Annotated in this window: 13 protein-coding genes; 5 read left to right on the forward strand and 8 right to left on the reverse strand. The window is 62.0% G+C overall.

Annotated elements, in window-relative coordinates:
• Positions 1 to 197 precede the first annotated feature (197 nt).
• Positions 198 to 2,150: an autotransporter domain-containing protein gene (locus tag AC19YR_RS04970; protein ID WP_500597411.1), complete on the forward strand. Its 1,953-nt coding sequence runs from the start codon at positions 198 to 200 to the stop codon at positions 2,148 to 2,150.
• 6 nt (positions 2,151 to 2,156) lie between these two features.
• Here AC19YR_RS04970 and AC19YR_RS04975 read toward each other — a convergent pair whose 3' ends face one another.
• From AC19YR_RS04975 to AC19YR_RS04990, 4 genes are all read right to left on the reverse strand, one after another.
• Positions 2,157 to 3,071, reverse strand: a complete 915-nt coding sequence (locus tag AC19YR_RS04975; RefSeq protein WP_500597412.1) for an SdiA-regulated domain-containing protein — start codon at positions 3,069 to 3,071, stop codon at positions 2,157 to 2,159.
• Between the two features lie 119 nt (positions 3,072 to 3,190).
• On the reverse strand, positions 3,191 to 4,117 hold the full coding sequence (locus AC19YR_RS04980) for an SdiA-regulated domain-containing protein (RefSeq protein ID WP_095109155.1): 927 nt from the start codon (positions 4,115 to 4,117) through the stop codon (positions 3,191 to 3,193).
• A gap of 257 nt (positions 4,118 to 4,374) precedes the next feature.
• A complete protein-coding gene (locus AC19YR_RS04985; RefSeq protein WP_095109156.1) occupies positions 4,375 to 5,040 on the reverse strand; it encodes a fumarylacetoacetate hydrolase family protein in 666 nt (221 codons plus the stop codon).
• 22 nt (positions 5,041 to 5,062) lie between these two features.
• Complete coding sequence (locus AC19YR_RS04990) at positions 5,063 to 6,457, reverse strand: D-2-hydroxyglutarate dehydrogenase (RefSeq protein WP_095109157.1); 1,395 nt, start codon at positions 6,455 to 6,457, stop codon at positions 5,063 to 5,065.
• A gap of 204 nt (positions 6,458 to 6,661) precedes the next feature.
• Between AC19YR_RS04990 and serA the strand changes: the two genes are divergently transcribed.
• A complete protein-coding gene (serA, locus tag AC19YR_RS04995) occupies positions 6,662 to 7,891 on the forward strand; it encodes a phosphoglycerate dehydrogenase (RefSeq protein ID WP_095109158.1) in 1,230 nt (409 codons plus the stop codon).
• A 106-nt stretch (positions 7,892 to 7,997) separates the two neighbouring features.
• On the opposite strand, the gene AC19YR_RS05000 is transcribed toward serA, so the two are convergent.
• Complete coding sequence (locus AC19YR_RS05000) at positions 7,998 to 8,435, reverse strand: DUF4399 domain-containing protein (RefSeq protein ID WP_095109159.1); 438 nt, start codon at positions 8,433 to 8,435, stop codon at positions 7,998 to 8,000.
• A gap of 133 nt (positions 8,436 to 8,568) precedes the next feature.
• Here AC19YR_RS05000 and AC19YR_RS05005 point away from each other — a divergent pair, with 133 nt between their 5' ends.
• Positions 8,569 to 9,342 (forward strand): transporter substrate-binding domain-containing protein, encoded by a 774-nt coding sequence (locus AC19YR_RS05005; RefSeq protein ID WP_095109160.1) that lies wholly within the window; start codon positions 8,569 to 8,571, stop codon positions 9,340 to 9,342.
• A 9-nt stretch (positions 9,343 to 9,351) separates the two neighbouring features.
• On the opposite strand, the gene AC19YR_RS05010 is transcribed toward AC19YR_RS05005, so the two are convergent.
• Both AC19YR_RS05010 and AC19YR_RS05015 read right to left on the reverse strand, forming a co-directional pair.
• Positions 9,352 to 9,840, reverse strand: a complete 489-nt coding sequence (locus AC19YR_RS05010; protein WP_095109287.1) for a 2-thiouracil desulfurase family protein — start codon at positions 9,838 to 9,840, stop codon at positions 9,352 to 9,354.
• A gap of 2 nt (positions 9,841 to 9,842) precedes the next feature.
• Positions 9,843 to 10,475 carry a 2OG-Fe(II) oxygenase gene (locus AC19YR_RS05015; RefSeq protein WP_095109161.1) on the reverse strand — a complete coding sequence of 211 codons (633 nt, stop codon included), beginning with the start codon at positions 10,473 to 10,475 and terminating at the stop codon, positions 9,843 to 9,845.
• A 108-nt stretch (positions 10,476 to 10,583) separates the two neighbouring features.
• Here AC19YR_RS05015 and AC19YR_RS05020 point away from each other — a divergent pair, with 108 nt between their 5' ends.
• Positions 10,584 to 11,336, forward strand: coding sequence for a DUF2059 domain-containing protein (locus AC19YR_RS05020; protein ID WP_095109162.1), 753 nt, complete (start codon positions 10,584 to 10,586; stop codon positions 11,334 to 11,336).
• A 16-nt stretch (positions 11,337 to 11,352) separates the two neighbouring features.
• Here AC19YR_RS05020 and bipL read toward each other — a convergent pair whose 3' ends face one another.
• A complete protein-coding gene (bipL, locus tag AC19YR_RS05025; RefSeq protein WP_095109163.1) occupies positions 11,353 to 12,294 on the reverse strand; it encodes a phospholipase BipL in 942 nt (313 codons plus the stop codon).
• Between the two features lie 110 nt (positions 12,295 to 12,404).
• Here bipL and AC19YR_RS05030 point away from each other — a divergent pair, with 110 nt between their 5' ends.
• A complete protein-coding gene (locus AC19YR_RS05030) occupies positions 12,405 to 12,986 on the forward strand; it encodes a DUF6436 domain-containing protein (RefSeq protein WP_095109164.1) in 582 nt (193 codons plus the stop codon).
• Positions 12,987 to 13,063: the final 77 nt, after the last annotated feature.

Raw genomic sequence — 13,063 nt, forward strand, 5'->3', positions numbered from 1 at the left:
CCCCCGCGTTTGCCCACATTTGAGCAACGCGTCGCAGCGCCCCCCTTCGCTTTTAGTCTTAAATTCGTTACAACTTACAACAAGGCGACGAACGGTTAAGTTCAGGCGCCAAATCGAGCCTGGACACGGAATAAGGCGCACATCGTGCAAAGGGTCAGGCCGACAACCCTATCCTTCAACGCTTCAAGGAAGACCCCGTGATAAAACCTCTCGCCCTCGCCATCAGTGTTGCCAGTGCCTTGCTGAGCGCCCCAAGCTTTGCCTACAACTACGGCGAACACGCAGCCACCACCCTCGATAAGCTGATAAACGACTACCCTGGCCGCTACCGTGGCACGGCCAATTTCGCCGGGGCCGCCGACTGGATGCAAAGCCAGATGGGCAATGCCTACGGCATCAGCCGCCAGGATTTTTCCTGGACCGCTGGCGGCAGCTCCCGCAGTTCGCAGAACGTCGTGGCCTACGCCGCCGGCACCAAACCGCAGTACGTGGTGGTGGGCGCGCACTTTGACACCTACTTCGGCCGCCCCACCCTGCAAGGCCTGGACGATAACGGCTCGGGCGCCAGCGTGCTGACAGAAATCGCCCGCAACCTGGGCGGGCTGAAGCTGGAGAACGGCTTGCAAGTGGTCGGCTTCGGCGCCGAAGAAGAAGGCCTGCGCGGCTCCAAGGCTTTTGTCGCGTCCCTGAGCGCCAGCGAACGGCAGAACATGCTGGCCATGATTAACCTCGACAGCCTGATTACTGGCGACATGATGTACGCCCACGCCGGTCAGAACAGCGTCGATAATCCGGCCCTCACCGCCCTGCGCGACCAGACCTTCAAGATCGCCAAAGAGCTGAATATCAACCTGTTCACCAACCCCGGCCTCGACCCGGCCTACCCCGCCGGCACCGGTTGCTGCAGCGATGGCGAAGCGTTCGAGGGTTTGAACATTCCCATCCTCTATATCGAAGCCACCAACTGGGAACTGGGCGACCTGGACGGCTACACCCAGACCGACAACCCGGCCATCCCCGGCGGCTCGACCTGGCACGACCCCAAAGAAGACAACGAAGCGGTGCTGACCAACGCCTTCGGCCAGGAGCGCATCGACCAGCGCCTGCGCGACTACTCGCGCCTGCTTAGCCGTTTAGTGCTGGAGCTGACCAACGCCGACCTGATGGCCTCTACCGCGTCCGGTGGCGCGGTTGCACGCAACATGCAAGACAACCTGCAACGCCAGCACCAAGCCCTGGTGCGCCTGCACGACCGGCGCTGGCTAACCCTGCAATCAGCCACCCGTGAAGTCGGCAGCTTCGACGGTGAGATCGGCCTCGACGGCGAATACAGCCCCGACAGCGGCTTCGACAGCGCCCCCAACCCCGAGGCCCGGCGCCTGGGCCTACACGCGTTGGGCGACTACCAGTTGAGCCCGAGCCTGGCCATCGGCGCCAGCCTCAGCTACCTCAACGGCCGCGACAAACTGGAGCACGGCGGCAAACTCGACAGCGATAGCTGGCAAGCGGCGATCTACGCCTTGCTCAACGACGGCGGCCCACAGTGGCTGGCCGGCGACCTGAGCGTGGGCCACAGCAGCTTCGACTCCAAACGCAACCTGGTGATCCAGGCCAATGGTGGCCCGGTGCTGCTTAACCAGAAACTCACTGGCGAAACCGACGCCCTGAGCCTGGGCGCCCGCGTGCTGGGCGGCTACGACTTCGACTTCGGCGCCATCAAAAGCGGGCCGTTCGCCGGCCTCGACTACAGCCACTACCGCATCGACAAGTTCCACGAGAAACAAGACCTACGCACCGCCCTGGGCTATGAAGAGCAGAGTTTCGACTCCCTGGAAGCCAGCCTCGGCTGGCGCGCGCGCGGCACCGTCGGCCTACCCTATGGCCTGAGCCTGATGCCGTACGGCGATATCGCCTGGGTCAAGGAGTTGGGCGACGGGCGCCTGGACGACATCCTGCTGACCAGCCACGCCGACAACCAGGCCCGCGGCGCAGGCCTGGGCACAGTGGACAAGAGCTTCGGCCGCGCGCAACTGGGCAGCCAATTGGCGATCACCCCGCAACTGGGGCTCTACGCGGAGGTCAATGGGCGCTTAGGCCATGACGAGGGCAGCCAGACCGGCTATTCCCTCGGGGTGCAGTGGCAGTTCTGACCGACCTCAGCGAGCCGGCTGTTTGAACACATAAAACAGATTCGGCTCGCTGACCAGATACAGCGTGCCCTCATCGTCCATGGCGATGCCCTCGGCCTGGGGCACGCTTTTACTCAGGCCATGGCGACCCTTGAGCAGCGACAGGCTGCTGATGGGCCGACCGTCGATGCCCAATTCCAACACCAGAAACGACTCATCCGACAGCGCCAGCAAATGGCCGCTGCGCTCGTCGTATTGCAGGCTGGACAGATCCCTCACAAACAACCCGGCGTCACGCTTGGGGTTGTTCACCACATGCACCGAATAGGCTTTGTCCGGGTTGTAATGGGGAAAGCCATGGACCTCGTAGATCAGCATCGGGTCGCGCTCCTTGGCGACGAACAGGCGCTTGCCCACCGAGTCATAGGCCAACCCCTCGAAACCCTTGTTGCTGCTCATGTGCACGCCAATGCTGATCTGCTCGGCGTCTGCGGCATCGAGGAACACCGTGTCGTCGTCCAAGTGAATCTTGATAAGGCGTTGCTGGCGCTCATCGGTGACCACATAGGTGTTGGCACTGATGAATTCCACCGCTTCGGCGTCGCCAAAACCCACCAACGCCACCCGCCGCAGAATCTTGCCGTCGAGGGACAACTCGATCAGCTCGGCATTCTTGTTGGTCACGGTAAACAGGCTCTTGCGCACCGGGTCGAAGGTGAGCGCCGAGACATCGTCGTCCAGGCCCTCGATGACCCGCGCCTCAACCGCCACCCGATAATCCCCCAAGCCGATGGAGCGGCTATCGAGCGGATGCAGCCACACCTGCCAGTTGAACCAGGCGCGCTCGAAGAGACGGTAGTGCTGCCCGGCAAACCCGGCCAACACCAGGGCAATAAGGCCAGCAATAAGAAGAAGAGGTTTTGGACGTAGGAATTTGCGCATCGGTTGGCAAGCTCAGTATTCAGGCAGCGGGATGAAATATCACCACGGCCTGAATTTAAACTTAATTACCTTGCCTGTCTGGCAAGGAATATTTATCAACCGATGTCGGCTTGAAGAACTTACTTACGCTCGAAGCGATAGAACAGGTTTGGCTCGCTGACGATGTACAGAGTACCGGCCTCGTCCATCGCCACGCCTTCGGCACGGGGGATGGTTTTTTTCAGGCCATTGAAGCCGCCCAGCAGGGTCATGAAACTGACTTGCTCGCCGGTTTCATCCAACTCCAACAGCAGGTTGGAGTCGGCCGACAGCACCAGCATGTGCCCGGTACGCGGGTCGATGGACAAGGCCGAAAGGTTACGCAGGTCGAGCTCATCGCTGTCGAGTTTGTGCTTGTCACCGCGCAGGGTGGCGCTACCATCGCTTTTCCAGGAGAACAACGCCGGCGGGCGCTCTTCCCCCAGCCATAGCTGCTGCTTGCGCGGGTCCCAGGCAACGGCTTCAAACGCCTTGTTCTGGTCGGCGGAGGGGCCCAGGTCGTACTTGGGGAAGTCGCCGTAGTTCAACTGTTGGGTCGCGGCATCCACCGTGACCATGGAAAGCGTGTGGCGGCGCTCATCGACAATTCCGATCAGGCCGTTCTCCAGCACCGCCACCCCTTCCGGGTTGGCCCAGCCCACCAGCGGGATCTTGCGCAGCAGGTCGCCTTGCAGGGTCAGCTCACTCAAAAATGGCTTTTTGCCCATCACCGCGAACAGCGTCTTGGTCAGCGGGTTATAGGCCACGTCCGAGGCCTCGTCGTCTTCCATGCCCACCAGGGGTTTGGCGTCGATGACGGCGTGATAATCCGGCAGCCAGATGCTTTCTTTGCGTTCCAGTGGCGTTTCAAACCGCTCCAGCACCCACAACACCCCGCGATCGTCCCAGTGCATGGCCGCCGACAGGCCATAAATCACCACACCCGCCAGCAACAGCCAGGAATACCAGCGCATGACAAAGCGGGAACGACGAGCGGCAGCGGGTTTTGAGGCTGGGAGAATGGCCATGACGGGGCGTTCCGGAAAGTGAGCCAAGGGTAATAGCACAAGAAGACAGGCTCGGATGCCCGGCGGGCCGAATTATCCAGACTGGATGTGAAAAAAATGCAAAGGAAAAGCGAAGCGATAACGGTCGGTATAGCCGTGTGTGGGAACGGGCCGGGCGGCGCTCCGCTCGCCCGCGATGGCAACCGCCCAGCCGCTAAAGCGGTAGCGGATGTACCGGCCTCATCGCAGGCTCGCCCGCGCGCCCACACATATCGTGCTTAGCGCACGCGGCTTTCGAAGCGGCTCACGCCTGGCAGTTCCAGCACCAGCTCATCACCAACACTCAGCGGGCCGACGCCCACTGGGGTGCCGGTCAGGATCACGTCGCCGGCCTGCAGTGAGAAGCAACCGGCCATGTACTGGATCATCGGCACGATGGGGTTGAGCATGATGGCGCTGTTGCCATCCTGGCGCACTTCACCGTTGATGGTCAGGCGAATGCCGATATCGGTCAGGTCGCTGAAGCTGCTGCTGACTACGAACGGCGCAATCACCGCCGCGCCGTCGAACGACTTGGCGATTTCCCAAGGCAGGCCCTTGGCCTTGAGCTCGGCCTGCTTGTCGCGCAGGGTCAGGTCCAGCGCCGGGGCGAACCCGGAGATGGCATCCAGCACTTCTTCGCGGCTGGGCTTGGCGGACAGCGGCTTGCCGATCAGCACCGCGATTTCCGCTTCGTAGTGCACCGAACCGCGCTCGGCGGGGATGGCAAAGCCACCCTCCAGCGGCACCACGCAACTGCCGGGCTTGATGAACAACAACGGTTCGCTAGGCACCGGGTTGTCCAGTTCCTTGGCGTGCTCGGCGTAGTTGCGCCCGATGCAGACCACTTTCCCGACCGGGAAATGAATGCGCGTGCCATCGACGTACTGGTGCTGGTAGCTCATTGACCGACTCCTGGAGGGGGTTTCAAACCGCGAAAATCTTGCCCGGGTTCATGATGCCGTTCGGGTCGAACACCGCTTTGACCGCTTTCATGTACTCGATTTCAACCGGGGAACGGCTGTAAGTCAGGTAATCGCGCTTGGTCATGCCCACGCCGTGCTCGGCGGAGATCGAACCGTTGTACTTCTCGACGGTTTCGAACACCCACTTGTTGACGGTGGCGCACTTGGCGAAGAACTCATCCTTGCTCAGGTTATCGGGCTTGAGGATGTTCAAGTGCAGGTTGCCGTCGCCGATGTGGCCGAACCAGACGATTTCGAAGTCTGGATAGTGTTCGCCGACGATGGCGTCGATTTCCTTCAAGAAGGCCGGCACTTTCGACACAGTGACCGAAATGTCGTTTTTGTACGGCGTCCAGTGGGAAATGGTCTCGGAGATGTACTCGCGCAGTTTCCACAGGTTGTGCAATTGGGTTTCGCTCTGGCTCATCACGCCGTCCAGCACCCAGCCCTGCTCGACGCAGTGCTCGAAGGTTTCCAGGGCGTGGTTGGCCACTTCTTCGGTGGTGGCTTCGAATTCCAGCAGGGCGTAGAACGGGCAGTCGGTCTCGAACGCCGGCGGCACATCGCCTCGGGCCATGACCTTGGCCAGCGCCTTGTCGGAAAAGAACTCGAATGCCGTCAGGTCCAGCTTGCTCTGGAAGGCGTGCAGCACCGGCATGATCGAATCGAAATCCGCGGTGCCCAGCACCATCGCTGTGAGGTTTTTCGGGGCCCGGTCCAGGCGCATAGTGGCTTCGACCACAAAGCCCAGGGTACCTTCGGCGCCGATGAACAACTGGCGCATGTCATAACCGGTGGCGTTCTTGATGAGGTCTTTGTTCAGTTCCAGCACGTCGCCCTTGCCGGTGACCACTTTCATGCCCGCGACCCAGTTGCGGGTCATGCCGTAGCGAATGACCTTGATCCCGCCGGCATTGGTGCCGATATTGCCGCCAATCTGGCTGGAACCCGAAGACGCGAAATCCACCGGGTAGTACAGGCCCTGTGCTTCGGCAGCGTTCTGCAACTGCTTGGTGACCACGCCCGGTTGGCACACGGCAGTGCGGTCGGTGAGGTTCACGTCGAGAATCTGGTTCATGTAGTCGAAAGACACCACCACTTCACCATTGGCCGCCACGGCCGCCGCCGACAGGCCCGTGCGGCCACCCGAAGGCACCAGCGCCACGTGATGGGCGTTGGCCCAGCGCACGATGGCCTGGACGTGTTCGGTGGTTTTCGGGAAGACGATGGCACAGGGCGCCGGAGCAAAATGCTTGGTCCAATCCTTGCCGTAGGCAGCGAGGGAGTCGGCATCGGTGAGGACTTTGCCGGGCTCGACCAGGGTCTTCAGCTCATCAATCAGGGCAGGATTGGTCATGGATAGAACTCTCGAACAATTCATGGTCATCCTGAGAACGCTTCACGTCGCAGGAATGAGTGTTTAGCGGGGCGCGTATGCTAGCATACCGCCCCCGCAGGAGAGTGCCCAAGGGCCTCCTGCGGTGACGGCTTTCCTGCCGTCCGGGTCAGCTTGCGCTGCTCGATTCCCTGCCATTTTTCTCCGGGATACAGGTTTACGCAGATGAGCAAGACTTCTCTCGATAAGAGCAAGATCAAGTTCCTTCTTCTGGAAGGCGTCCACCAATCGGCCGTCGACGTCCTAAAGGCCGCCGGGTACACCAGCATTGAGTACATCACCAGTTCTCTGCCGGAGTCCCAGCTCAAGGAAAAGATCGCCGACGCGCACTTTATCGGCATTCGCTCCCGCACCCAGCTGACTGAAGAAATCTTCGATCACGCCAAGAAGCTGGTGGCAGTCGGCTGTTTCTGCATCGGCACCAATCAGGTGGATCTCAGCGCGGCCCGCGCGCGCGGCATCGCGGTGTTCAACGCGCCTTACTCCAACACCCGCTCAGTGGCTGAATTGGTGCTGGCCGAAGCGATCCTGCTGCTGCGTGGCATCCCTGAGAAAAACGCTTCCTGCCACCGTGGCGGCTGGATCAAAAGTGCGGCCAACTCCTTTGAAATCCGCGGCAAAAAGCTGGGTATCGTCGGTTATGGCTCGATCGGCACGCAGCTGTCCGTGCTGGCCGAAGGCCTGGGCATGCAGGTGTTCTTCTACGACACCGTGACCAAACTGCCACTGGGCAACGCGACCCAGGTCGGCAGCCTGCACGACCTGCTGGGCATGTCCGACATCGTCACCCTGCACGTGCCGGAAACCGCAGCCACCCAGTGGATGATCGGCGAGAAGGAAATCCGCGCCATCAAGAAGGGCGGCATCCTCATCAACGCGGCACGCGGTACGGTGGTCGAGCTCGACGCACTGGCCGACGCGATCAAGGACAAACACTTGATTGGCGCCGCCATCGACGTGTTCCCGGTGGAGCCACGCTCCAACGATGAAGAGTTCGAGAGCCCGCTGCGTGGCCTGGACAATGTCATCCTGACCCCGCACATCGGCGGTTCGACTGCAGAAGCCCAAGCCAACATTGGCCTGGAAGTGGCGGAAAAACTGGTCAAGTACAGCGACAACGGCACGTCCGTGTCGTCGGTTAACTTCCCTGAAGTGGCCCTGCCGGCTCACCCTGGCAAGCACCGTTTGCTGCACATCCACGAGAACATCCCGGGCGTGATGAGCGAGATCAACAAGGTTTTCGCCGAAAACGGCATCAACATTTCCGGTCAGTTCCTGCAAACCAACGAGAAAGTCGGCTACGTTGTGATCGACGTTGACGCCGAGTACTCGGACCTGGCGCAAGAGAAGTTGCAGCACATCAACGGCACTATCCGTAGCCGGGTTCTTTTCTAAGAACCGGGCCAGCGGCAAGTTGATGTTTGCCCGCTTATAGCTTGCAGCTAAAAAAGGAGCCCCCGGCAGATCGCACCCAAATGCGATTTGCCGGGGGCTTCCTTTTTTATTCCACGGTGACCGTGATTTTTTCCGAGACCAGCACCGGCTTGAACGGCACATGGTTCTTGTCCGCCAATTCCAGTTGCAAGGTGTGCTTGCCCGGGGCCAGAGTGACTTCGGTTTCGGTCTGCGCCTTACCGAAGTGGATATGGTTGGCATCGGCGGGGATTGGCATATTTTCTGCCGGCAACTTGTCGACATCGATCAGCAAATGGTGATGGCCGGTGTTCTTCGTCTGGTCACCGGCAGGGGCCAGGGCCATGCCCTCGACGCCAAACTTGACCTTGAAGGTTTTCGCCACCGTAGCGCCATCGGCCGGCGACACGATGAACACTTTGGCACCCGCCGGTGCCGCTGTACGCGGAACCTCGGCAGCCATGGCGAGCATCGAGGCGCTCAATAACAAACCTGCAAACGCTGCACGCGACATAAAGGTTTTCATTAACTTCTCCAGTTCTTTCGCAAATTTTGTAGGTTTATGACAACTTCGTGGCTATTCGTTGTCGAAGGCACTCAACACCATAGCAAAGCGCATCAGCACCCTGCGCGGCACATTAGAAATCAAAGGAGTAACCATGCGCTTTTTGCCTGGCCTATTAATGCTGCTCCCCCTTGTGAGCGTTTGTGCTCAAGCCGAATTGATCGACGATGTGAATGACCGCGGTGAACTGCGCATCGCACTGCAAGCCGACAACCCGCCGTTCAACTTCAAGGACGACGGCAAATTGACCGGTTTTGAAGTGGAACTGGGGCAATTGCTCGCCAACGAACTCGATGTTCGCGCGGACTTCGTCGTCACCGACGCCAATGACCTGCTGCCGGGTGTCGAGAGCGGTAAATACGACATCGCCCTGAACCACATAGCACTGACCCCGCAACTCAAGGATCGTTTCGATTTCAGCGAGCCCTACAGCTATTCCAACGCGCAATTGATCGTGCGTGAGGAAGAGCAGCGCCCACTCTCCACTCTCGACGCCCTCAAGGGCCAGGCCCTGGGCGTGGCGCAGGGCAGCCAGTTTGTGGAGCAGGCGCGCACCGTCGAGGGGATCGACCTGCGCAGCTACCCCGACGCCAAGCAACCGCTCAAGGACGTGGCCGCCAAGCAGATCGACGCCGCCATCAGCGATCGCCTGCTGGTGCCTTTCGCGATCCGCGATAGCCAACTGCCGGTTAAGGAAGGGGCCAAGGTCGGCCCGACATTGAGCCTGGTGATCCCTTTCCAGAAGGGCAACCCGGCGTTCCAGGCCAGCCTGGACAAGGCGTTGCAACGGATCAAAGCAGATGGCCGGCTAATGGCGCTGTCGGAGAAATGGTTCGGCATGGACGCCAGCACACCGCCCAAGAACTGAAGCCCGCCGCTACCGGCCGAGCGCCGCAAGGGCCTGGGCGGCAGCAGGTAATTCAAGCTCGTTGAACACCTGCACGCCATGGCGCTTGAGCAGCGCCGCAGTGACGCCCTCGCCTCCCACCTTGACCCCGCTGAACGTGCCGTCATAGGTCAAAAGGTTGCCGCATGAAGGGCTGTTGGCCTTGAGCACGGCGACGCGGATGTCGAAACGCTGCACCAACGCCAACGCCTGCTGGGCCCCGGATAAAAACGCTGCGGTGAAGTCCTCACCGGCAGCGGTCAGCACCCGCGCATCGCCCGCCAACACCTCGACACCCTGGCCACCGGGAATCTCCGCCGCGGGCCTGGGCGTGGGCAAGCCGCCGGCGACCTCCGGGCACAGTGCCACCACCCGCCCTTGCGCGAGCCACTGTTCCAGTTGATCGAACGGCCCGCTGGCGCCGGCGTCGTAACGCACCCGATGCCCCAGCAGGCAGCGGCTCACCAGCACCTTGTGCAGGGTCAAAACGGCTCGTTGCCGCGACGGCGAAACCAGCCCGTCAACGACAGGCGTTCGCGGGTGGCGGGCAGCACTTCATGGGGCACCTCTCCCGACAGAAACACCACCAGGCAGCCGCCCGTGGGGGTCACGTCGTATTCAACGCCATCGTCCAGGTACATGCGCAATTGGCCGCCATGCTCCGGCAGCCAGCCTTGGTTGAGGTAGATCACCGCCGAGACCATGCGCCGGTCATCGTCGCGAAAGCGATCCACATGCTTGAGGTAAAACGCCCCCGGTGGGTACAGGGCGAAATGGCACTCGAAATCCTCAAGCCCCAGGTACAGGCCACGGTTCATGGCCACGCGCAGGCTGTCCATCAAGCCCAGGTAGGTATCGCAAGGCAGGGCCTGGCCGGGTTCGAGCCACTGAATATGGTCGCCGCGAATCCCCTCGCGAATCTCCTGGAACGGCCCTCGCCCCACGGCGGCCGGGGCGAGCTCACCTTCGGCGGCACGTTTATGGCACTCAGCCGCCAGTTCCAGAGTCAGAGCCTCCGGCAGGAAAATATTCTGCTGTGACCACCCCCGCGTAGCCAGGTCGTCAACGATGCGTAACAACAGCGGGTGTTCAGAGGGTATTTGCATGGCGCGCATAGTATCGATACGGCCCAATATCCGACAGAGCCGCATAGCGGACTGATACGAATTCTCGACAAGTCCCAAAGTGCCACGGACAATGGTGGCCTGCTGACAGGAGTCCCTATGCGCCGTTTGCTTTTTTCATTGTTGATGTTCTGCGCGTTGCCCACCTGGGCAGACGGCCTCGACCAGCTCTACACGGTCGCCGGCTGGCCGCAGCAACGTGCGCATTTCACCGATGCCTTGACCGCCGCCCAGCAACGCTACCGCAGCAGCCTGCCGCCGGCGGTGTACCAGGCGTTAGTGGACAACAGCAACCAACGTTTCGCGCCCCAAGCCATGGACCAGCGTGCCCTGGCCCAGTTGCGCCAGAAGCTTGCCGACCCGGCGCCGGCGCTGGCGTTTTTCCAGTCGCCCCTGGGACGCAAGGTCATCGCCGCCGAACTGCTGGCCACGCGCCGCGACCAATTGGCGAAAAACGCCCAGGGCTTGCCGAAAATCGAAGCCAGCGACAACCGTCTGCTCATCATCGGCCACCTGGCCCAAGCCCTACCGGCGCGCGAGGCGGGGGCCGAAGTCAGCCTGGCCATCGCCGGCGTGGCGGCCGACAGCCTGAGCCAGATGATTCCCGGGCTGTTGGGCGGCGGCCAGGCCCAAGGCATGCTCAACGGCCAGCGCCAGCGGCTGATGGAACAGATCGGTGCCGACCTGAACAACACCCTGCTCTACGTCTATCGCGATTTGTCCGACGCCGAGCTGGAAGAATTCGCCACCTTCGCCGAGTCGGCCGAGGGCAAGACCTACTACCAGGCTGCGCTGGCGGCGATCCGCGCCGGGCTCGCCGTGGGCCAGAGCAGCTCCAGCCTCAACCCGTAAACCGGGGCGCCCCAAGTCAAAGGCCGCGGCCCTTGAGCCGCTTGCTCAAGAACGCAAAATACTCGTCGCGCAGGGCCTGGGTTTCATTGGCCAGGTGATGCCGCGCCGTGGGCAGCATCAACACCTGCGGGCGGTCGAATTTGTGCTTGAGCACCTCCAGGTTGTGTTGCCAGTCCACCGTCATGTCCGCTTGCCCCTGGACGATCAGCGGCCGCCGCGGGCTGCCCGGCAGCGCCTCGATGCGTTTGATCCAGCGCGCCAACGCGCCGACCCACGCGGTCGGCAGGCGCAAGGGTTGCAGCGGATCGGCCTGCAGGAACGCCAGGAACGCCGGGTCGTTGGAGTTTTCGCTGAACCGCCGGGCGATACCGTTGACGAAAGGTTTGAGCAGGTAATAGCTGAGCTGCGACCAGCCCCAGGCCCGCGGCCGCACCAGGGGCGAGAGCAGGATTACCTGGCCCTGGGCCGGGCTGCGGGCACCCTCGCTGAGCACATGGTCCACCACAATCGCCCCGCCCGTGCTCTGCCCGCACAGGTGCCAGGGCTGCGGCAGGTCGAGGGACTGCGCCTCGGCGAACAGGCCTTGCAGCGTCGCCTGGTACTCAGCGAAATCGGCGATGCTGGCACGCTCGCCGCTGGACAGCCCATGGCCCGGCAAGTCGCAGGCAATCACCACGAGCTGCTGCGCCAGCGCCCACTGGATGACGTGGCGATACAAGCCCATGTGGTCGTAAAAACCGTGCAGCAAAAACAGCGTGCCCCGCGCCTGCCGGGGTCGCCACACCTGGCTCACCACCTCGTAGCCACCTGCCGCAAAACACCCCAGGCCCGCTTCGCAGTCGGCCAGGTCCAACCCGTAGAAGTGCTGGTAGGCCCGGGCCTGTACCGACAACGGCTGCGCGGCGGCCAATGGTCGCAGGCTGGCACGTAGGGAATCGGGGTCGAAGGTCGCAGGCATAAGAGGTTCCAGACAAATGCGCCAGGCTGCGCAACAGACTTTATGGGCCTGCGATATTCATCTGTCGCGCCCGGCATGGCAAGCTACGCGACCTTCGAGGATTGATCCGCATGCGCCTGCCCTACCGCACAACCCTGATTGCCAGCCTGCTCGCCCTGGTGTGCGCGGCGACGCTCTGGGCCGCCTACCAATGGTTCCAGGAGCGCTATGTGCGCACCTTCAGCGAACACACGGCGGTGTTTTCCGGCGATGCCCTGCGCCTGCCCGCCGCCATCGATGGCCCGGGGCCGATCCGCCTCGTGCATTTCTGGGACCCGGCCTGCCCCTGCAACGTCGGCAACCAGCAGCACTTGAGCGAACTGATCGCGCATTTCGCGCCCCAGGGTGTGGCGTTCTACGCCGTGCAAAAACCTGGCAGCCAAGGCAAATTACCGGCCGACCTGAGCCAAATGACCTACCTCGACAGCCTGCCCGGCGCCGAGCAGATCCCCGCCAGCCCCGCCGTGGCGATCTGGAACCGCGATGGCAAACTGGCCTACTTCGGCCCGTACAGCGAAGGCCTGACCTGCAACTCCAGCAACAGCTTCATCGAGCCCATCCTCCAGGCCTTGAGCGAGAACCGCCCGGTCAACGCCACGCATACCCTGGCGGTGGGCTGCTACTGCCCGTGGACGGCGGTGCCGGCCGAGTAAGGCAATTGCGACTTTTCACGGACAAGCCTGCGCCACCGGGGTGGTTGTGCTAAATGTTCGCGGTTCGCGGGTGGCAC

This window comes from Pseudomonas sp. MF08817, assembly GCF_059862705.1.